Annotated in this window: 18 protein-coding genes; 6 read left to right on the top strand and 12 right to left on the bottom strand. The window is 68.2% G+C overall.

Features of this window, described 5'->3' with window-relative positions; genetic code table 11:
- Window positions 1–4: 4 nt before the first annotated feature.
- The 5 genes from ACZ5BM_RS07165 to ACZ5BM_RS07145 all read left to right on the top strand — a co-directional run bounded on the left by ACZ5BM_RS07165 (window position 5) and on the right by ACZ5BM_RS07145 (window position 6,514).
- Complete coding sequence (locus ACZ5BM_RS07165) at window positions 5–208, top strand: hypothetical protein (RefSeq protein WP_498910991.1); 204 nt, start codon at window positions 5–7, stop codon at window positions 206–208.
- Window positions 208–1,698, top strand: a complete 1,491-nt coding sequence (crtI, locus tag ACZ5BM_RS07160; protein ID WP_498910989.1) for a phytoene desaturase family protein — start codon at window positions 208–210, stop codon at window positions 1,696–1,698. The genes ACZ5BM_RS07165 and crtI overlap by 1 nt, the downstream gene beginning before the upstream one ends.
- Window positions 1,695–2,585, top strand: coding sequence for a phytoene/squalene synthase family protein (locus ACZ5BM_RS07155; RefSeq protein ID WP_498910987.1), 891 nt, complete (start codon window positions 1,695–1,697; stop codon window positions 2,583–2,585). The genes crtI and ACZ5BM_RS07155 overlap by 4 nt, the downstream gene beginning before the upstream one ends.
- Before the next feature lie 325 nt (window positions 2,586–2,910).
- On the top strand, window positions 2,911–4,086 hold the full coding sequence (locus ACZ5BM_RS07150) for an acetate/propionate family kinase (protein ID WP_498910985.1): 1,176 nt from the start codon (window positions 2,911–2,913) through the stop codon (window positions 4,084–4,086).
- A 43-nt stretch (window positions 4,087–4,129) separates the two neighbouring features.
- The gene (locus ACZ5BM_RS07145; protein ID WP_498910984.1) at window positions 4,130–6,514 is read left to right on the top strand and encodes a phosphoketolase family protein; all 2,385 of its coding nucleotides are present in this window, start codon (window positions 4,130–4,132) and stop codon (window positions 6,512–6,514) included.
- 46 nt (window positions 6,515–6,560) lie between these two features.
- Here the strand turns inward: ACZ5BM_RS07145 and ACZ5BM_RS07140 are convergent, their stop codons facing one another.
- Complete coding sequence (locus ACZ5BM_RS07140; protein WP_498910982.1) at window positions 6,561–7,019, bottom strand: GNAT family N-acetyltransferase; 459 nt, start codon at window positions 7,017–7,019, stop codon at window positions 6,561–6,563.
- 391 nt (window positions 7,020–7,410) lie between these two features.
- On the opposite strand from ACZ5BM_RS07140, the gene ACZ5BM_RS07135 reads away from it, so the two are divergent.
- Window positions 7,411–7,866 carry a hypothetical protein gene (locus tag ACZ5BM_RS07135; RefSeq protein WP_498910980.1) on the top strand — a complete coding sequence of 152 codons (456 nt, stop codon included), beginning with the start codon at window positions 7,411–7,413 and terminating at the stop codon, window positions 7,864–7,866.
- Here ACZ5BM_RS07135 and ACZ5BM_RS07130 read toward each other — a convergent pair.
- The 11 genes from ACZ5BM_RS07130 to mrdA all read right to left on the bottom strand — a co-directional run bounded on the left by ACZ5BM_RS07130 (window position 7,861) and on the right by mrdA (window position 20,146).
- Window positions 7,861–8,250: a DUF3293 domain-containing protein gene (locus ACZ5BM_RS07130; RefSeq protein WP_498910979.1), complete on the bottom strand. Its 390-nt coding sequence runs from the start codon at window positions 8,248–8,250 to the stop codon at window positions 7,861–7,863. The two genes, ACZ5BM_RS07135 and ACZ5BM_RS07130, sit on opposite strands and share 6 nt — an antisense overlap.
- Window positions 8,247–9,398: an FtsW/RodA/SpoVE family cell cycle protein gene (gene rodA, locus ACZ5BM_RS07125; protein ID WP_498910978.1), complete on the bottom strand. Its 1,152-nt coding sequence runs from the start codon at window positions 9,396–9,398 to the stop codon at window positions 8,247–8,249. The genes ACZ5BM_RS07130 and rodA overlap by 4 nt, the downstream gene beginning before the upstream one ends.
- A 103-nt stretch (window positions 9,399–9,501) precedes the next feature.
- Window positions 9,502–10,950: an FAD/NAD(P)-binding protein gene (locus ACZ5BM_RS07120; protein WP_498910976.1), complete on the bottom strand. Its 1,449-nt coding sequence runs from the start codon at window positions 10,948–10,950 to the stop codon at window positions 9,502–9,504.
- Window positions 10,951–10,989: 39 nt separating this feature from the next.
- Entirely contained in the window at window positions 10,990–13,653 is a 2,664-nt protein-coding gene (locus ACZ5BM_RS07115) for an excinuclease ABC subunit UvrA (protein ID WP_498910975.1), read from the bottom strand.
- Between the two features lie 48 nt (window positions 13,654–13,701).
- Complete coding sequence (locus tag ACZ5BM_RS07110) at window positions 13,702–14,115, bottom strand: VOC family protein (RefSeq protein WP_498910972.1); 414 nt, start codon at window positions 14,113–14,115, stop codon at window positions 13,702–13,704.
- Entirely contained in the window at window positions 14,112–14,714 is a 603-nt protein-coding gene (locus ACZ5BM_RS07105; RefSeq protein ID WP_498910970.1) for an NUDIX hydrolase, read from the bottom strand. Before ACZ5BM_RS07105 ends, ACZ5BM_RS07110 begins: the two co-directional genes overlap by 4 nt.
- A gap of 142 nt (window positions 14,715–14,856) precedes the next feature.
- A complete protein-coding gene (locus tag ACZ5BM_RS07100; protein WP_498910968.1) occupies window positions 14,857–15,876 on the bottom strand; it encodes a DUF697 domain-containing protein in 1,020 nt (339 codons plus the stop codon).
- On the bottom strand, window positions 15,873–17,144 hold the full coding sequence (locus ACZ5BM_RS07095; protein ID WP_498910966.1) for a YcjX family protein: 1,272 nt from the start codon (window positions 17,142–17,144) through the stop codon (window positions 15,873–15,875). The genes ACZ5BM_RS07100 and ACZ5BM_RS07095 overlap by 4 nt, the downstream gene beginning before the upstream one ends.
- 77 nt (window positions 17,145–17,221) lie before the next feature.
- Window positions 17,222–17,407, bottom strand: a complete 186-nt coding sequence (locus ACZ5BM_RS07090; RefSeq protein ID WP_498910964.1) for a YqaE/Pmp3 family membrane protein — start codon at window positions 17,405–17,407, stop codon at window positions 17,222–17,224.
- A gap of 92 nt (window positions 17,408–17,499) precedes the next feature.
- A complete protein-coding gene (locus ACZ5BM_RS07085; RefSeq protein WP_498910962.1) occupies window positions 17,500–18,210 on the bottom strand; it encodes a hypothetical protein in 711 nt (236 codons plus the stop codon).
- A 25-nt stretch (window positions 18,211–18,235) separates the two neighbouring features.
- Complete coding sequence (gene mrdA / locus ACZ5BM_RS07080; RefSeq protein WP_498910961.1) at window positions 18,236–20,146, bottom strand: penicillin-binding protein 2; 1,911 nt, start codon at window positions 20,144–20,146, stop codon at window positions 18,236–18,238.
- Between the last annotated feature and the right edge of the window lie 8 nt (window positions 20,147–20,154).

Raw genomic sequence — 20,154 nt, 5'->3', positions numbered from 1 at the left:
TGACATGTATTTTCCGCTGGTGATCACCGTGGTTCTGGTGGCGCTCTGGCTCGCCGGCGGGATCGTGTACGGGTGGTGGAAGCGTTTCTTCGGCTGGTTCGTGGCGCTCGGCGCCCTGGGCGCGGTGGGGGGCAGCGCACTCCTGATCATCCTGTTCGTCGGCCCTTACTGGAAGGTGATCTACGACACGGTGATCCAGCCGGGCTGATGAGGGCGGAGGCGAAACGGTCTGGCCGTGTCGTGGTGATCGGTGCGGGCTTCGGCGGTCTCGCCGCCGCATTGCGTGCACGGGCCATGGGTTACGACGTGCAGGTGATCGAACGTCTCGACCAGCCGGGCGGACGCGCACGCGTGTTCCGGCGCGACGGCTTCACCTTCGATGCCGGACCCACCGTGATCACCGCGCCCGATCTGTTCGACGAACTCTGGCGCCTGTTCGGCGAGGAGCGCGCGGAGCATGTCGCGTTTCTGCCCGTGCAGCCCTGGTACCGGATCGGCTTCGCCGATGGGCGCTTCTTCAATTACGGCGGCACGGTCGAGGAGATGCGCGCGCGCGTCGCAGCCTTCGCGCCCGGCGACGCGGCGGGTTTCGAGCGTCTGGCCGAACGCACGCGGGCCTTGTACCAGGCAGGCTACGTCCGGATGGGCGCGATGCCGTTCCATCGCCCGTTGGCGATGCTGCGTGCCGTGCCGGCGCTTCTGCGTCTGGGGGCGTGGCGCTCCCTGTATCGCTTCGTCGCACGCGATATCGCCGACGAATCGCTGCGACGCGTGTTCACCTTGCAGATGCTGCTGGTGGGCGGCCATCCGTTCCGCTCCCCGGCGCTGTATGCGCTGATCCAGCAGCTCGAACGCGAGGGCGGAGTCTGGTTCGCGCGGGGCGGCACCACCGAACTTGTCCGGCAGCTCGTGCAACTCGGCGAACGGCACGGCATCGCGATGCGCTATGGCGCGACGGCGTCGCGTCTCTCGGTCGAGAATGGCGAAACGCGCGGCGTGGTCCTGGAAAGCGGCGAGTTCGTGCCGGCCGAGATCGTGATCGCCAATGCCGACGCGCCGATGGTGCACGAGACCCTGCTGCCGCCGGGCCGGCGTCGCTCCAAACGGCGCCTGGATCGTTTGCAGCCCTCGATGGGGCTGTTCGTGCTGTATTTCGGCACGACGCGGACCTATCCCGCCGTCGCGCATCACACGATCCTGCTCGGACGATCCTACCGCGAACTGCTGGACCGGATCTTCGGCACGGATCCGGCGCTGCCGGAGGATCTGTCGCTGTATCTGCACCGGCCGACGGCGACCGACCCGTCTCTGGCGCCGCCGGGGCAGGATGCGTTCTACGTGCTCGCACCCGTGCCGAATCTGCGCGCGCCGATCGACTGGGACCGGGCGCGGGTGGTGCTGCGCGACCGCATCGTCGCCCTTCTGGCAGAGCGGACCCTGCCGGGTCTCGAACGCTGCATCACCTCCGAAAGCAGCCTCGCGCCGACGGATTTCAAGACCGATTATCTGTCGCGTGATGGTGCGGGCTTCTCCATCGCGCCGATCCTGCGCCAGTCGGCCTATTTCCGGTTCCACAACCGCGTACGCGCGGTGCGCAACCTGTATCTGGTCGGCGCCGGCACCCATCCGGGTGCGGGCGTGCCGGGCGTTCTGTGTTCCGCCAAGCTGGTCGAAACGCTGATGCGGGAGGCGGCATGAGCGGGCTCGCGCATGAGCTTCCGGCCTCGGTGCGCGCGGAGGAGGCGATTTTCGACGCAGCACCGGCCGATCTGGCGGTTCTGTCGCGTCACGGGCGCTCGTTCCGTCTCGCCGGACGCCTGATGGGGCGGGATTCGTTCGCGCGTGCGGCGGCGCTGTATGCCGCCTGCCGCGCCGTGGACGATCTGGCCGACGAGGCGCCGGACCCTGTCTCGGCACGCGTGTCGCTGCTGGCGATCGAGGCCGATCTCGCGGGGCAGGGGCCCCGCACGGCCCTGGGCGCGCGGTTCCGGCAGCTCGGCGTGTGCCGGATCAGCGCCGCCGCCCTGGTGCGCGCGATGCTGTCCGATCTGGAACCGGTGCGGATCGCTGACGAGGCCGCGTTGCTGCGCTATGCCACTGGCGCCGCGGGCACGGTGGGCGTCATGATGTGCGACGTGCTCGGTATCGCGGACCGGACGGCCAGGACGCAGGCCGAGGCGCTCGGCATCGCCATGCAGCTCACCAACATCGCTCGAGACGTGGCGGAGGATGCCGGGCGGGACCGCATCTACCTGCCGGCCTGTTGGCTGCCTGCCGACAGCGTGCCGGACACGCTGCTGCAAGACCCGTCCGCCGTGTTCCCCGCCGTGCGCAAGCTGCTGGCCCTGGCGGAGCGGCATTATGCGCTCGGGGCGCTGGGCTATGCGGCGCTGCCGTCGCAGGCGCGGTTGTCGATCCCGGTGGCGGCGGCCCTGTATCGGCGGATCGGCGAGACGATCCTGCGACGCGGGCCATCCTATCTTGTGGGGCCGCGCACGGTGGTATCTGGTCCTGCACGTGCCGCTCTGGTGATGCGGACCGTTTTCGCCGAATGGATCGCCGTGAACGGCCTGCCGCGGCGCTGACCGGCACCCGACGATCGAGCGTCCCATGTTCGGACGGAGCTGCGTCCGCACACAATCGCGTCATGCCGACCAACACCGCAAGAGCGGGACTGGCGGGTCGAATCCTCCTCCGGGCGGCGCTCCGCCTGGACCGAGCCCGTGCCCACCGCCGGCGATGGCGGCACTGCCCCGCCGGGGCGTCACGCAAACATCATGACGCGAAGCGTGGTCCAGGACGCCGATCGGCGCTCGATTGATCTGGATCATGGTCCGGACGAGGGCCGCGGATCATCGTTCTCCTGCGTGCCGGGCGAGAGCCGGCCGCATGCCCAAGGATCGGAGCGTCATGTTCCTTGCCCTGAACGCTGGGTCGTCGACCCTGAAATTCGCCTTGTCCGCCCTCGGCGCGGACGGCACGCCGCGACGCCGCATCACCGGACAGGTGGAGGCGATGGACGGCGAGGCGCATGTGCGCGCGACGGATTCGGCCGGTGCCACGGTGCTCGACCGGGCTCTGGCGGAAGGCGACCATGACGCACGGCTGGGCGAGTTGCTCGGCTGGATCGAGAACCATGCCGAGGACGGTCTGGCGGGTGTCGGCCATCGCATCGTGCATGGCGGGCGCGATTATGCCGAACCGGTGCGGGTCACGCCCGAGGTGCTGGAGACACTGGAGCGGCTGACCGCGCTGGCGCCGCTGCACCAGCCGCACGGTCTGGCGCCGGTGCGGGCGCTGGAAACGCTGCGGCCTGGTGTGCGGCAGGTCGCGTGTTTCGACACCGCGTTTCACCATGCCATGCCCGAAACCTCCTGGCGGTTTGCTCTGCCGGAAGCGTTCGCACGGCAGGGGATCAGGCGTTACGGGTTCCACGGCCTGTCCTACGAATACATCGCCGCGTGTCTGCGCGAGCACGAGCCGGATCTGGCGTCGGGCCGTGTCGTGGTGGCGCATCTCGGCAATGGCGCCAGCCTGTGCGCGATGAACAACGGTCGCAGCGTCGACACCACGATGGGATTCACCGCGCTGGACGGGCTGGTGATGGGCACGCGCTGCGGTGCGCTCGATCCGGGCGTGATCCTGCACATGATGCAGCAGCTCGGCATGGATGCCGACAGGATCGAGGACGTCCTGTATCACCGCTCCGGCCTGCTCGGCCTGTCCGAGGGGCTTTCGAGCGACATGCGCGTTCTTCTGGAAAGCGGCACGCCCGCGGCGAAGCGTGCGGTGGACATGTTCGTGAGCCGCGTCGCACGCATGATCGGGGCGATGGCGGTTTCGCTCGGCGGGCTCGACGGGATCGTGTTCACCGCCGGGATCGGCGCCCATGCGGCGGCGATCCGCGCGAAGATCTGCGCGCAGCTCGGATGGCTCGGCGTTTCGCTGGATTCTGACGCCAACGAACGGCATCGCGACACCATCTCGATCCCGGAGAGCCGGATACGCGTGCTGCGTCTGGAAACGGACGAGGAAGCGATGGTGATCCGGCACACGATCGACACGCTGAACGGCGCTTGCGGCTGAGGTCGCGGCCAGCCGTTCCGACGACACCATGATGGAGAAACCGATGATGCAGAGCCGATCGAACGACGGCGCGGCCGTTTCGGCACCCCTGGACGCGGAGGAATTGCGGCGGATGGACGGTTGGTGGCGCGCCGCCAACTACCTGAATGTCGGGCAGATCTACCTGATGCAGAATCCACTTCTGCGCGAGCCGCTCAGCGTCGATCACGTCAAACCGCGTCTGCTCGGGCATTGGGGCACGTCGCCGGGGCTGAACCTGATCTACGTGCATATGAACCGGCTGATCCGCAAATACGATCTCGATGCGATCTACATGGCCGGCCCGGGCCATGGCGGTCCCGCCCTGATCGCCAATGTGTGGCTCGAAGGCAGCTACACCGACATCTATCCGCAGGTGACCCGCGACGAGGCGGGGATGCTGAAGCTGTTCCGCCAGTTCTCGACGCCGGGCGGCGTGCCGAGCCATGTGAGCGTGCCGACGCCGGGCTCGATCCATGAAGGCGGCGAACTCGGCTATGTGCTGGTGCATGCGTTCGGCGCGGTGATGGACAATCCCGATCTGCTGGTGGCGGCAGTGGTGGGCGACGGCGAGTCCGAGACGTGCCCCCTGGCCGGAAGCTGGAAGAGCATCGACTTCATCGATCCGAGCCGCGACGGCGCGGTTCTGCCGATCTTTCATCTGAACGGCTACAAGATCGCCGGACCGACGGTCTGGGGGCGCCGCTCCGACGCCGATCTGGAGCAGTTCTTCCGCGGCCAGGGCTACGACCCCGTGTTCGTGGAAGGCGACCGGCCGGCGCAGGTGCATCAGGATTTCGCCGCTGCCAGCGAGGCCGCGATCACCAAGATCAAGGCGATCCAGCAGGCGGCGCGCAGCGGTGCGAGGCCGGACGATCTGCGCTGGCCGATGATCGTTCTGCGCACGCCGAAAGGCTGGACCGGACCGAAGATCGTCGACGGCGTGCAGGTTGAAGGCACGTTCCGCGCGCATCAGGTTCCGGTGGCGGAGGTGAAGACCAATCCGGCGCATCTTCGCATCCTGGAAGACTGGATGCGCAGCTACCGCCCGGAAGAGTTGTTCGACGAGAACGGCGTCCTGCGTGCGGAATACGCCTCCCTGTCGCCGGACGGCGCACGCCGGATGGGCAGCAATCCGCACGCCAATGGCGGCCTGCTGCGCAAGCCGCTCGATCTGCCGGATTACAGGGACTACGCGATCGCCTTCAGCCAGCGCGCTGCCGAACGCACCGGATCGACCGCCGTGCTCGGCCGCTATCTGCGCGACATCTACAAGAACAATCCAGACAATTTCCGTTTGTTCTGCCCGGACGAGACGAACTCGAACCGGCTCGGCGCGGTGTTCGAGGTGTCCGATCGCTGTCTCGCCACCGAGATCCTGCCGAACGACGACCACGTGTCGCATGGCGGGCGGGTGATGGAGGTTCTGAGCGAGCATTGCTGCCATGGCTGGCTCGAAGGCTACACGCTGACAGGGCGGCACGGGTTGTTCGCGAGCTACGAGGCGTTCGCGATGATCATCGATTCGATGGCGATGCAGCACGCCAAATGGATCGAGCATGCGCGTCGCCTGCCCTGGCGTGCGGACATTCCCTCCTTCAACTATCTGCTGACATCGACCTGCTGGCGCAACGACCATAACGGTTTCAGCCATCAGGGGCCTGGCTTCATCGACACCGTGATCCATCGCAAGCCGCTGGTGGCGCGCGTGTATCTGCCGCCCGATGCGAACTGCCTGCTCAGCGTCGCTAATCATTGCTTCCGCAGCGTGAACTATCTGAACCTGATGGTGATCGACAAGCAGCCGCAATTGCAGTGGCTGACCATGGAAGAAGCGGACGCGCATTGCCGCCTGGGTGCGGGCATCTGGCCGCAATACAGCCGTGAGCCGGAACAGCCGGATGTGGTTCTCGCCTGCGCCGGCGACATTCCGACCCAGGAGATCGTCGCCGCTTCCTGGCTGCTGCGCCGTCATGCGCCGCAGGTGAAGGTGCGTGTGGTGAACGTCGTCGATCTAATGCGGCTCTGCCCGCAGGACCGCCATCCGCACGGCATGGAAGCAGCCGATTTCAACGCCATCTTCACCGAATCCGCGCCGGTCGTGTTCGCGTTCCACGGTTATCCCGGCGTGGTGCACGATCTGCTGCACGGGCGCGCCTGGCACGACCGGTTCCATGTGCGCGGCTATCAGGAGGAAGGCACTACCACCACGCCGTTCGACATGGTGGTGCAGAACGAGATGAGCCGTCTGCATCTGTGTCTCGATGTGACGCGCTATCTGCCGCATCTCTTCGCCGATACGGCGCTCGCCGATTACTGCGAGACCACGCTGGCGCGGCACGACGCCCATATCCGTGAGGCGTTCGACGATCTGCCCGAGATCCGCGACTGGGTGTGGACCGAGGACTGACGCGATACATCCGGGGCGCTGCCGGCGCGGCGCCCCGTTCGCGCGTTCAACCCTGCGTCTGCCGGCGCAGCGAGCGCACCATGCGGCTGCCGAGCATCGTGAAGCCGGTCGCAGCACCGAATTCGGCCAGCGCCGGCGCGTCCGGGCCGATCTCCAGCACGATCCGGTCGCAGCCCGCCACGCGCGCCGCCTGCGATGCGGCCTTCACCAGCAACCGTCCGATGCCGCGACGACGCTGCTCGCGATCCACCAGCAGCGTGCTGATCCGCGCCACCGGATGCGCCTCGAACAAGGACGGGTGCCAGTGCATCGACACCATCCCGCTCGGCGGCCCCCATTCCAGCGCCAGCAGAACGGTACCGCTCGGCGTCGCGCGCTGGAGCTCGATGCGCTCGGACAGAATCCGCGCGGGCAGGGCAAGGCCGTTTGCGTCCAGCATCTCCGACAGCCCGGCCGCATCGGCAGACTGGGCCGCGCGGATCTCCAGCCCGTAGCGGCTGCTCATAGCGAAGCGCTCAAGATGCACCGTAACCCACAACTGCCCTGTCTCTCTGATGAAAATATGTCGAACGTGGGAGTCCAAAGAAGAATCAATGTGGACTCCCATTGATCGGTTCGTTGTGAAAACCATCTCCTTGCGGGGAGGGAATGTTATGTCGCTGGATCATCCTCACTTGCGTAAGCTTCTCTGTCTGTTTTTCGCAGACCCTCGACTACGGCGACGGAAACTACGAGAAGATATACGATCTCAGCTTGCAAAAGATGCAGGCGTTAAGGGAGGTGGGGGAGACTTCCACGTACCATTCTGGGCCGATGCCAAAAGTCATGTCTTCGGCAGGCTTGATTTGGCAACTGTAAGCCGAGAGCGTATAGGCAAGAACTCAAGGCGGAGTAACTTGTATCCGCAATTGTCGCAAGGCTTTCTCAAATGGTGGAACGATCGCAGGCGATGGACGAACACCCCATTCTATCAAGGTAAGTCCTACAAAGCGGACTTTCCGTTTGACGCCTTGCAAGCATCTGTAAAAATCGACAACATTCTTTCTGTGGTAGATGCTGATGGTGCTGAGCGTCTGGTCTACCCGTATTTCTCGTCTAGCCCTGAATTGTCTGTTGAAGGTGCAAGGCTGGGTTTGTGGATTATCTCGTCTGCTTTCCCAGACGTTCCGCCTGAAAATATTCGAATACTCGATGTGATTCGCGGCAATACGTACTCTATTGACCGAGACCCGTTGCTTGGTGATGAGGCATCGGACTTTCATCAACGGTATGAAGCTTTGCTTTCGGAGCGGGCGGCTCTGGAAACGGAATATCCCCGAAGAAAGAAGGACGGTAAGCGGTCAAATTCATAATAGGAGCAACTCGGCCGGCCGGTCGCGCCGCAGCACCAGGATAGCGTTCTGCCGGAAGCGCCGGGCCAGGATCGCGGCCGGGCGTGCGGGCAGGCGCGCCAGCAGCAGCGGCTCGCCCCAGCGTCCCAGCCGTCCTTCCCCCGCGACATGCGGCACCCGTCGTAGCGCCTGTTCCAGACGCCGCATGGCGCGCCGGTTCCAGCCCTCCGGCATCAGCCGCCCGCCCGGATTGGCGGCGCTCAGCATCGCGAGCGTTTCCCGAGGCCCATAGCCCGTCATCCCGCGCGGCACCCGGCCGACATGCGCAACGACCGGACCGGCGCGATAGGTGCTGAGGCGGTAGGAACGCAGAACCGCCGGCGTCGGCGGCAGGATGCCGCTCAAGCGTTGCCCTCGTTCTCGCCGAACGACGCGTCGCGATGCACGTAGACGGAAAGCAGCAGCCCGAAGCCGAACATCACCGTCAGCATGGCCGATCCGCCATAGGAGATCAGCGGCAGCGGCACGCCGCCCACCGGGATCGCCCCCATCACCATGCTCAGGTTCACGACGCAGTAGAGAAAGAAGTTCATCGAGATGCCGAGCCCGAGCAGCCGGCCGAACTGGTGCTTGCAGCGCATCGACATCAGCATCCCGCCCATGATGATCAGCAGCAGCAACCCCATCACCGTCAGCCCGCCCACCAGCCCCCATTCCTCGGCGATCATGGTGAAAATGAAGTCGGTCTGCTTCTCCGGCAGGAAGTTGAGCTGCCCCTGGGTGCCGTGCAGATAGCCCTGGCCCCACATGCCGCCCGAGCCGAGGGCGATCTTGCTCTGGATGATGTTGTAGCCGGCGCCGAGCGGGTCGCTCTCGGGATGCAGGAAGGTGGTGATGCGCGCCTTCTGGTAGTCGTGCAGATGGGAATAGGCGAACTTGCCCAGAAAGGGGATCGGCGCCACCAGAAGCGCGATCTGCCACAGCCGCATCCCGGCGGCGAGAAAGATGGACGCGCCCACCGCGGCGATGATCACCGCCGTGCCCAGATTGGGCTCCTTCAGCACCAGACCCACCGGCAGCAGCACTAGGATCGCCGGCGGGACCAGGAACAGCGGATTGCCCATGCGCTTGTGCCCGGCGCGGTGGAACCAGGCAGCCAGAACCAGCGCCAGGGCGATCTTGGCGAACTCTGAAGGCTGCACCTGCATCCCGCCGATGATTAGCCAGCGTTCCGCGCCCTTGCCCACATGGCCCATATGCAGAACGGCGGCCAGCAGCAGCAGGGACAGGCCGTAAAGCGGCCAGGCCAGACGTGCCAGCACGCGCGGGCTCAGCATCGCCACGCCCAGCATCAGCACCAGGCCGAAGCCGAAGCGCAGGCTCTGCGGACCCGCGAACGGCTTGGCCGAGCCGCCACCGGCGGAATACAGCGCGCCGTAGCCCACCCCCGCCAGAACGCAGATCAGCAGCACGTAGAGCCAGCTGACCCGCCACAGCTTGGCCAGGAACCGGAAGCTCGGCTCCGCGCGCAGAAGGCGTTTCTCGGTGATCATGGGCGCACAGATGCCGTGGCGCCGCGCACGAGTCTATCACCAAGGTTGGCACCAAGGTGCGAGCGGGCCCGATCGTTCCGCCGACGCCGCGTCCGATCGGCGGTCACGGCCTCCGCCGCGGCCAGATCGCCGCCACCGAGGCGGCCACGTCGCGCGGTTGCAGCGCCACCTGCGGCAGACCCATCAACTCGCCATGGGTGCCGCGCGCGAGCGGCCCGGCGACGAACAGGCCGGGCGAGGGGGCGCCGTCGCGATCCAGCACGCGGCTCTCCCCATCCACGTCGATGCCGAGACGGCACGGGTCCGCCCGCAGCGCGCCCCGCTCGGCCAAGGCGCGCAGCAGGGGATGGGCCTCCACCACCGAGCGATGACCGGGGCCGGTGCAGTTCACCACCGCCGCCACCCGCACGACGTCGATCCCGCCGCCGCGCCGCCCGATCCGCACCGTGATCACTTCGCCATCCGACGCGCTATCCGCCTGGACGTCCAGGAGGCTCCCGGCCCGTACGGTCAGCCAGCCCGCCTCCCGTCCGTCCGCGATCACCCGGTCGATCTGCGGCGCGCACTGGAAGCGATGCACATCCCAGAACGGCCGGACATGGCGCAGCAGCCGTTGTTTCTCGGCGACCGGCAGCGCGCCCCAGACCACCCGCGCCTGGTTGCGCAGCGCCGCGATCACGTCCTCCCAGGGCCGGCCGAGCCCCGTCGCCTCCGCAACGGCGGCACGCACGCGTCGCAGCAGGGCGAGCGCCGTCGCTGCCGGCCATTCGTCGAACCGGCCGAAACTTTCCACCGGCAAGAGCGTGCGCGGGCGCGGCAGCAGACCACGGCGCGACACCATGGAGATCCGCCCGCGATGCCCGCGCGCGCGGAGACTCGCCACCACGTCGCAGCCGGTCAGTCCGGTGCCCGCCACCAGCACCGCATCGTCGGCGCCGATCCCGGCCAGGGCGTCGCGCACCCAGGGATCGGCGACCAGACGGGGATCGCCGGACAGGGACCGCATCGGGCCGGGCAGCGCGGGCGCGCTGTGGCCCACCGCCAGCACCACCAGCGGCGCCAGCCAGTGCGCGCCATCGTCCAGCGTCAGCACCCAGCCCTCCGGCACCCGTTCGGCGGACAAGGCGCGGGCGCGCAGCCGCACCACCTCCAGCGGCGTTTCCGCGATCTGCGCCGAGACGGTCTCGTGCACGTAGCGGCCGAACAGCGCCCGCCTTGGATGCAGCGACCCGTCCGCACCCAGCGCCTCCCGGTCGGGCACGGCCGCGCCGGTGCGGAACAGCCAGTCGGCGAAATGGCCCGGCTGGTCGGGAAACACGGACATGCGCCCGGCCGCCACATTGACCCGGTGCGCCGGGTCGCAGGTGCCGTAGGCGAGCCCTGCGCCGAGACGCCGCCCCGGCTCGATCACCAGCACACGCCCGCGCAAGGCGGGATGGTCGCGCAGCAGATGAACCAGAAACGCCGCCCCGGACAGACCCGCCCCGACCAGGATCAGATCGGCCCGATCCGGGTTCTCCGGCGCCGGGGGCGGGGTCGATGCCATGGTCATGAGACCGATTTGCGACGCTCCGTCGCGATCCGTCCAGCGTCACCCCGCCGGGGCGTGCAACGCGGCGGCCAGAAACGGCGCGGTCTGACTCTCTGTTCGCTGCGCCACCAATTCGGGCGGCCCGCTGGCGACGATCCGCCCGCCCGCCTTCCCGGCGCCGGGGCCCAGATCGATCACCCAATCGGTCTGCGCGATCAGGCGCATGGTGTGTTCCACCACCACCACCGTGTTGCCGGCCTCCACCAGCCCATGCAGATGGCGCATCAGCCGGTCGGCATCGGCGGGGTGCAGGCCCGAAGCCGGCTCGTCCAGCACATAGAGCGTGTCGCCGCGCTGTGCGCGTTGCAGTTCGGTGGCCAGCTTCACGCGCTGCGCCTCGCCGCCCGACAGTTCCGTGGCCGGCTGGCCCAGACGCAGATAGCCGAGGCCGATCTCGCGCAGCAGGTCGAGCGCCCGCGCGACCGGCGGTTCGTCGCGGAACACGGTGCAGGCATGGTCCACCGTCATCTGCAACACGTCGGCGATGCTGTGGCCGTTCCAGTCCACCTCCAGCGTTTCCGGGTTGAAGCGCGTGCCGCCGCACGCGGAGCAGGGCGCATAGACGCTGGGCAGAAACAACAGCTCCATCATCACCGAGCCTTCGCCCTCGCAAACCGGGCAGCGGCCCTCGGCAACGTTGAACGAGAACCGGCCTGGCCCGTAGCGCCGCTTGCGCGCCAGCGGCGTGGCGGCGAACAACCGGCGCACATGGTCGAACAGGCCGCTATAGGTGGCGAGGTTGGAGCGCGGCGTGCGGCCGATCGGCTTCTGGTCGACCCGCACCACGCGCCTTATGCCGCCGAGATCGCCCGTCACGCGCCCTTCCGTGACCGGATCGGGCGTGTCGAGCAGAAGCGCGTCGTCTTCCGCGTCTTCCGCAGGCGCGTTCTGGCCCAGGCGTTCGCCGACCAGATCGGGCAGGGCCTGGCTGACCAGGGTGGATTTGCCCGAGCCGGACACGCCGGTCACGGCGGTGAAGCAGCCGAGCGGAAATGACACGTCGAGCCCGTGCAGCGTGTTGCGCTCGATGCCGGTAAGTTTCAGCCAGCCGCTCGGCGTGCGTGCTTTGCGTGTGGCGGCACGCGGCGGATCGAACAGATAGCGGCGCGTGGCGGAGTCCTGCACATCGGCAAGACCGGCGATCGGCCCGCTGTACAGAACACGTCCGCCGCCCGTGCCGGCGGCGGGGCCGACATCGACGATCCAGTCCGCGTTCCGGATCAGATCGAGATTGTGCTCGACCACGAACAAGGAATTCCCGGCTTCGCGCAGACGATGGAGAATCGTCAGCAGCGCCGCATCGTCGGCCGGATGCAGACCGGCGGAAGGTTCGTCCAGAACATAGACCACGCCGAACAGATGCGAGGAAAGCTGCGTCGCCAGACGCAGGCGCTGCATCTCGCCGGAGGACAGGGTGGGCGTGGCGCGATCGAGCGAAAGGTAGCCGAGACCGAGATCGATCAGCGGATGCAGCCGTTCCAGCAGCTCTTCCGCCAGACGTTTCGCCGCCAGACGCTTCTCGCCGGACAGGTTCGGCGTGCGCCGGATATCGGGCGCGGAACCGTGCGCCGAGCCGCCCGCGGCGACGCGCTTGGAAACGGCATCGGCGCGTTTTTTCTTGTCCAGAACGACACCATCCGGAATCTCGCCGCCGAATTCGCCGCGCGCGATCGGTGTGAACAGGTCGCGCAGTTCGGAGAACGGCAGCGCACCCAGGCCGGCGATGTCGTGGCCGGCGAAGGTGACGGACAGCGCTTCGGGCTTCAGGCGCTTGCCGCCGCAGGCGGGACAATCCCGGCCGATGATGTAGCGCGACACACGCTTCTTCATCATCGCGCTCTTGGAATTGGCGAAGGTTTCCAGAACGTAGCGTCGCGCGCCGGTATAGGTGCCCTGGTAGCTCGGCTCCGCCTGGCGCCGCAGCGCGTCACGCGTCTGCTTGGGCGTCAGCCCGGCATAGACCGGAACCGTCGGCGATTCCTCGGTGAACAGGATCCAGTCGCGATCCTTGCGCGACAGATCGCGCCAGGGCACGTCGATGTCGTAGCCCATCGAGACCAGGATATCGCGCAGATTCTGCCCGTGCCAGGCGGGCGGCCAGGAGGCGATGGCGCGTTCGCGAATGGTGAGCGACGGGTCCGGCACCATGGTCGCTTCGGTGGCGTCGTAGATCCGGCCGAGACCGTGGCAATCCGGGCAGGCGCCCTGCACCGTGTTGGGCGAGAAATCCTCCGCGTACAGCATCGGCTGATCGGCGGGATAGGTGCCGGCGCGCGAGTAGAGCATGCGCACGAGGCTGGACAGGGTGGTGACGCTGCCGACCGAGGAGCGCGCCGTGGGCGTGCCGCGCTGCTGTTGCAGGGCGACAGCCGGCGGCAATCCGTCGATGCGGTCGACTTCCGGAACGCCGGCCTGATCGATCAGCCGGCGCGCATAGGGGGCGACGGATTCCAGATAGCGCCGCTGCGATTCCGCATAAAGCGTGCCGAAGGCGAGCGAGGACTTGCCGGAGCCGGACACGCCGGTGAACACCACGAACCGGTCGCGCGGAACATCGACGTCCACATCGGCGAGATTGTTCTGCCGCGCGCCCCGCACGACCACGAAGCCGGTGTCGGTCCGCGCGTCGCGAGCGGTTCGATCCGCTGTGTTCGGCTCAGCCATGCAGAAACTCTCGAAATGGGACCAAGGTGGTTTCGAATTCGGTCCGGCTCACGACGCCGTCGCGGCCGGCGGAAAATAGGGCGCGGTCGTCATGCGTTGCAGCACCCACCTGAGCGTTCCGGCAGGATCACGCACGCCGCCCTGCCTGTCGCCATAAGGCATGTCGGCAACGTCCATGACCCGGACCGCACCGGCGCCTTCCACCCGACGCATCGCCGCATCGGCGTCGGACACGAACAGATAGAACGCGGCGCGGCTTGCCGGAAACACCTCCGATGCCTCGCCGAGCATGATGGTCGTTCCGGAGAAACGAAGCTGGCAGTTGGCGATCCGCCCATCCGGAAGGACGCTGCGGCCGGTCTCCTCCGCGCCGAAGGCATCCTGGAGAAACCACGCATGCGCGTCCACGCCATCGACGAAGACATAGGGCGTGACGGTCCCGAAGCCGTCGGGAACGTTCACGATCCGGCGTCCCCAGGACGGCCGGATCGCGTCAAGGCCGCATGTTGCAGCATGACGATCGTCTTCGCATCGGTGATGCTGCCGTCGCGCATCATCGACAGCGCCTCGTCCAGGGTCGGCTCCAGAATGCGGATGCGTTCGCCTTCCTCGTCCAGCCCGCCGCCGGCCGCGACGCGATCGTGCTCGCCGTAATGCGCGGTGAACAGATGCACCTTCTCCGTGGTGCTGCCGGGATTCATGTAGAGCACGAAAGCCGGTTCGATGTCGTGCAGACGATAGCCCAGCTCCTGCAGGGCCTCCTTCTCCACCGTGCGTTCCGGCGCGTCGCCCTCGTCCACCATGCCGGCGCAGAGTTCGGTCATGTAGGCCGGATCGCCGTTCAGATGGGCTGCGATGCGAAGCTGGCGCACCAGCAGGATCGTGCCGCGCGACGGATCGTACGGCAGAACGGCGGCGCCGGGCCCGTTATGGTAGACCTCGCGATCGAGAATCTGTTCCTTCCCGTCCTTCTGGCGGAATTCAATGCGCTCGAGCTTGCGGAACGCTTCGGACAGCATCGTGCGTCCGGTGACGTCTATCTCGGGGAATGACAGGGTCATCGGTGCACTCCGGAAGGGTGAGGATCTTCTTTTTCTGAAGAAAAAGAAGCAAAAAGACTTTTGTTCGTTTGTGGCGAAGAACCGGCTCGTCCATGCTTCAACGGACGAAAGTTGTTTGGTTCTTTCTTTCAAGAAAGAACATCTATTCCGGCGGCAACGGCGTACACGCGACCGCAGCCGCCCGTCCCAGCACCACCATGCGTCGCGCGGCGACAGCGCCCCCGGCCATCTCCCCGGCCAGATGGCTCAGGAGCGGCGTGCTCAGCAGCGCATGGGCGGCGCTGTTGATCGCGACCTCGGTCACGGCGGTGGCGGTCGCGGCGCCCGCGGTCCGTCGCAGCAGCCCCAGCGTGCCGAGCAGGCCGGGACGCATCCCATAGAGCGTCGCCACCTGACGGATCAGACGCAAACCCCGCCAGCTCACCAGCAGGACAACCAGGGACGGCGCAGGCGTCGCCGCCATGCCGGCCACCACGCCCATGGCCGCGCGACGCCCCAGCGCATCGGCCTCGCGCCGCAGCCGCGTTTCCACACCGGCCCGCAGCAGCGGCAGAACCGCGTCCGGATCGTTCAGGGCATCCAAAGCCGGGCGCAGCGACGCGCCGCCGTCCACCATCGCCAGCCAGTGCCGCGCCGCGTCGACGCGGGCGACGGCGTCGGTCCCGGCCAGGGCGGCGCGGAGGCGATCGACACTGCGCAGACGCATCACCGCACGCAGCTCGCGCCAGATCCCGGCCAGAACCAGCCCGAATCCACTCACCGCCACGGCCAGCGTCACCCAGCCGAGAATGGCGGAACGGTGGAACTGCTCGGCGACGAAGTTCCCGGTCTGCAATCCGGCCAGACCGAGCGCCAGCACGGAGAAGCCGCTCAGCACCAGGGTCGGCATGCCCCAGCCGGGATCGACCGGCGCGGCGAGCGTTTCCGGCACGCCGGGTGCCGCGAGCGACAGGCGCGCGGCCAGCGCGGCTTCCTGCTCGATCCGGGGCGACGGGCGGGGCGGTTCCGGTTCGGCGAAGGCGGGGCCGACGCTGGCCCGGCTCCTGCCGGAGGCGACGGCATCGTCCTGCGCCTGCCCCGTCCTGCGCGGCTCCGCCCCTTCGGTCTCGATCCGGGGCGACGGCCGGAACGGCTCCGGCGCGATCCCTGGCTCGTCGTTCACAGCAGATCCCCCAACAGCGTTTCCAGCAGCGCGTCGAGGCCGATATTCGGCACGCCGTTGCGCCCGCCATCGGCGAGCACGGGTGGTTCGAACACGGGCAACGCCAGAAACGGATGCTGCCAGAAGTCCGGCCCCGGCGCCCGGTCCGGCACCTCGCCGGGATAGGAGCGCGTCATCCGGTCCTCGCCCAGACGGCGCCCGCGCACGGCGGACACCGGATGGCCTTCCAGCGTCCAGACGAAATCCTCGGTGCAGCGGAGCGAGGCGATGGCCAGACTGCTGGCCCCGTTCTCGGTGCGCAGGCCGCGACGCTGCGGCGTGTCGGTGAGCGCGCCCATCAGGGCGGCCAGATTGCCACGCTGGCGCTCGGACACGTGGTCGGCCTTGCTGGCGGCATAGCAGACGCGGGAGATTACACGCGGCGGCAATTGCAGGCGGGCGAGCGCGGCCACGGCATGCAGCCAGGAGCCCTGCCAGCGCAAAGCCCCGGACGCCGCCGCCAGAGCCGCCTGCGCGTCCGCGAAGGCGTCCGGCCCGGCATGCAGCGCGCCGAGAATATCGGCCAGCACCACCAGACGGTCGATACGCCCGAAGGCCGGCGACAGCAGCGAGTCCCGCGTCGCCTCGACATACTGCTCGTAGCGGCGCTCCATCAACCGGGCGAGCGAGGAGGACGAGGCCAGCGGAAAGAACACGCTCCAGGGCGGCGCCTCGCCGGGGGCGGGCATCAGGAAGCGTCCAGGCTGCAGCAGGGACAGGCCGAACCGGTCGCGCAAGGCTTCCAGCGTCGAGACGTAGAGGCGATGCCCGGCCGCCACCAGCGCCTCGTCGGCCTCCGCACCGGCAGGGAGCGCCGTGGCAAAGCGCAGAAACGGCTCTGTGACCTCACGAACCGACGGGGCTTCCAGCCGCGCCATCACCTGACGCGACCAGTCGCCGAACGACAGGTCCAGTAACGGCAGGTCGAGCAGCCATTCGCCGGGATAATCCAGCAATTCCAGCCGGATCTGCCGGTCGGGCAGACGCCCGCCGTCGAGGGTAAGGTCGAGCGCCAGCAAGGACACGGCGTTGGTGCGATCCGGCCAGCGCGGCGGGTCGGCCGCCAGTGCCGCCAGATGACGCGCGACATCGAAGCGCGGCAGCGTCTCGGCGCCGGCAGGAGCGATCCGGGCCGAGACCACACGCCCGCCCAGCGCGCCGCGCGCCAGCAGCGTCGCCGCCAGCGTCGTCAGCAGCACCGTCTTGCCGGAGCGCGCCAACCCGGTCACCCCCACGCGCACCGTGCGCGGGCGCAGATGGTCGAGCGGGTTGCGCAGACTCAGCCCGGCCAGGGCGGGCGGCAGGCTCAGCGGGCGAAGCCCAGCTTGCGGTCGGTGTTGTACTCGTTGAGCGCATACACCGCCCAGATCGCCGCCGGCACCCAGCCGATGATGGTGATGTGCAGCAGCAGACAGATCAAACCGGCAACGGGGCGGCCGATGGTGAAGAACAGCAGCGGCGGCAGCACCAGGGCGATCAGAAGACGGAACATGGACGCGAACTCCGGTCTCGGGGACGTTGCCGCATCAACGCCGCGAGACGGGCCGGGGCTGCATGGCCGGGCATGTCGATTTGTGCGCCCACTCATTCGATCCGGAGGAAGCGCGTGCGGGGAAAGCCCGGCGGTTCGCCATAGACGTCAGCCAGCGCCTCGTAATCGGCCCAGTCGGCTGAGGTTTGTTCGGCATAGGCCGCCTTGTCGGTGCGGCCGGCCCTGAACGCCGCCGCGTGCCCGGTCATGCAGCGCTCCTGATCGGCGAACAGGGCGTCCACCGTGTCCGGCGGCGTCCGGCCTTCGTCGCGCCATTCCGTCCAGACCCGCTCGGCGAGATCGACCCTCGTGCCGGCGGGCAAGGTGTCGGCTAGGCGCCGGAACCCGGCCATCTCTGGATGCGCCACCAGGGCGGCATAGCGGTGCGCGAGCTGTCGTTGCCCGGCCTCGTCCTGGAGCTCCTGCACCCCGAAGACGCCCAGACCGGCCACGATCGGCAGGGTCGGCACCAGCAGCAGCCAGTCCCACGGCCGGGGTCTGCGTCGCGCGACCGCACTGCGGACCGCAAGGCCGAAGCTCGCGGCGAGACAGAACGGCGCGGCCCAGAGCGCGAAGGTGAGCGCCAGCATGGCCGTCGTCAGCAGGCCGCGATCCATCGCTTTCGGATCGTCCCACAGGAAGGGCGACATGACCGCGGCGAGAAGGGCCGGCGGAGCGATCAGGACGTCGTAGACGACGATCAGCAGCGCGGCGATCCGGCCGTCGAGAAGGCGCCATTTGGCGGGAAACGAGGCCTGGCTCACGGGCGTGCCTTTCCCGGACCCGCGTTCAGATCGCGTCCGCGACCTTCTGGCCAGGCGCGTCCTTGTGGTTCACCGGGTCGCGGGTGAGGGTGTCCATCATGATGTCCCGGGCCAGCGGGGCGGCCACCTCGGCGGCGGCGTTGCCGTGCTCGACCACCACGGCGGCGGCGTAGCGCGGATTGTCGTACGGCGCGAAACAGATGAACAGGGCGTGCGGGCGGAATTCCCACGGCAGCTTGGAGCTGTCGAAATGGCCGTTCTCGCGCGCGAAGCGGCTGACGTGCCGGACCTGGGCCGAGCCGGTCTTGCCGGCCATCTGCACCCCGGCCAACGGCAGCCGGGCTTTCGGCGCGGTGCCGTGCGGCTCGTTGACCACCGCGTACATGCCGGAGCGGAGGGCCTCGAGATGGCCCTCGGGGAACGGGATCGCCGGCCAATGCTCCGGGTTCACCGTCGGCTGAGTCGCCTCGTCGATGGCGCGGGTCAGATGCGGCTGCACCATGCGGCCGGTGGCGAGGCGCGACGCGTAGGTGGCGAGCTGGAGCGGGGTGACGGTGACGAAGCCCTGGCCGATGCCGGCATTGATGGTGTCGCCGCCGTTCCAGTGATGGCCCTGGGCGCGTCGCGTGGCCGGCGTCGGGATCGCGCCGGTGCGCTGATGCGGCAGCTCGATGTCGAGTTTGGTGCCCAGTCCGAACACATGCGCGGTGGCGGCGATCGGGTCCATGCCGGTGCGCCGGGCGACCTCGTAGAAGAACACGTCGCAGGAGAACTTGATGCCCTGATGCAGGTCGATCGAGCCGTGGCCGTGCTTGGCCCAGCAATGGAACCGCGCCCCACCCACGTCGATGTAGCCGCGGCAGGTGATGCGGTCGCCGGGGGTGAGGGTGCCGGCCTGGAGCGCCGCCATCGCCACGGCGGGCTTGAAGGTGGAGCCGGGCGGATACACGCCGGCCACCGTCTTGTTGATCAGCGGTGTGCGCTGGTCGGCGGTCCATTCCGCCCATTGCTGTTGGCTGACGCCGGAATCGAACAGGCTGGGGTCGAAGGAGGGGGTGCTGACCATGGCCAGCACCTCGCCGTTGCGGGCATCCATCACCACCGCGCTGGCGGCCTGATCGGCGATGCGTCCGAGCACGGCCTGTTGCAGGCCGAGATCCACCGTCAGGCCGATCGTCTTGCCCTGCTGGCCTTCGCGGCGGTCGAGCTCGCGCATCACCCGGCCGACGGAGTTGACCTCCATCTGCACCGAGCCCGGCGTGCCGCGCAGGGCCAGATCGTGGAACTGCTCGATGCCGGCGCGGCCGATGCGCATGCCGGGCAGAGCGAGATCGGGGTCCTTGGCGACGTCGCGCTCGTTGGGCGGCGCGACGTAGCCGACCACATGCGCCATGGTCGGACCCTGCGGGTAGAGCCGCGTGGTGCCGACATCGATCAGGATGCCGGGCAGTTCGGGGGCATTCACCTCGAGCCGGGCCATGTCGTCCCAGCTCAGGAAGTCCTGCACCACCACGGGAATGAACTTGCGGCCGTGCTTGAGCTCGCGATCGATCCGGGCGCGCTCGCGGTCGTCGAGCTTGAGGATGCTCGAATAGCGGTCCAGCGTGCCGTTGACGTTGGTGGTCTGCTCGGCCAGCAGCAAGGCGCGCCAGTTGACCTTGTTGCCGCCGAGCGTGGCGCCGAAGCGGTCGACGATGCGCCCGCGCGGCGGCGACAGCAGGCGCGTGCTGACCCGGTTGTTCTCGGCCAGCGTCGCGTATTTACGGCCGTCGGAGACCTGGAGCTGATAAAGCCGGTTGCCCAGCGCGCCCAGGGCGGCGGTCTGCAGACCCATCAGCACCAGGGCGCGGCGTGTGAAGATGCCGCGCGACGGGGTTTCGTTGGGCGTGCGCGCCGGCGCGCGCCGGGTCGCGGCGGCGCCTTTGCGGGACAGCATCGTCCCGA

It is taken from the genome of Lichenicola sp. GTC18331 (genome assembly GCF_055386855.1).
This window is presented reverse-complemented; position numbering and strand designations above follow the sequence as displayed.